Here is a 631-nt window from a genome sequence, read left to right as displayed (position 1 = left end):
TGAAGTGAATTACTCATGGAAACTTAGAATCTTTGAAAAAACAATACAGTAGCCACAAAATTATCCATGAACCTAGTTTTTACTCAACATAAGTTAAATTCAATGGTAAAATCATTATAAATCAATATCTTAAATATCGAACAAGCCCCTTTCTTCCTCAAACCTCACTGTGGTAACTTTAAAAACAATGTCCGTTCCTGAGTTTGTGATGCCTTAAAGCCATGGTGAAGATAAAAGTTTTTGGCTTCTTCAGTCAGTGCATGAACCATAATCGCACGGACTCCAATATTCTCAGCTACACGGTAACAGCGCAGAACTGCATCATGCAGTAAATCGGCCCCGAGCCCTTGGCCACGGTATGAAACATCAACTGCCAGGCGAGCAAGTATGATTACGGGAATTGGATCTGGCATATTGCGCCTGAGGCTTCCCATTGCTTCCACGTGGTTAACGCTGCCGGTGGCCAGAGAGTAAAAACCGACAACCTGTTTAGTGTCTCTTTTACAAACGACGAACGTTCGTGCTGCACCAAGTGACCTGCCCCCACGATTAGATACAACACTCAGTTAGTAACGTCGGAATCTTCATTCTCAGAATGACCCTTTCTCCAGCCCGCTGCAAATTCAGACGG

General features: G+C 43.3%; 1 pseudogene. It reads right to left on the bottom strand.

Annotation, left to right across the window (positions count from 1 at the left end):
- Positions 1-164 precede the first annotated feature (164 nt).
- Positions 165-539 (bottom strand): annotated as a pseudogene (locus ACMWLG_RS25890) (GNAT family N-acetyltransferase); the annotation flags it as partial.
- Positions 540-631 lie beyond the last annotated feature (92 nt).

The organism is Enterobacter sp. 01-M-02-SI-ECC (assembly GCF_047530595.1).
Classification (GTDB): Bacteria; Pseudomonadota; Gammaproteobacteria; order Enterobacterales; family Enterobacteriaceae; genus Enterobacter; species Enterobacter cloacae_M.
Note: the sequence above shows the minus strand (reverse complement) of the source record. Positions and strands in the feature narration are given on the sequence as shown.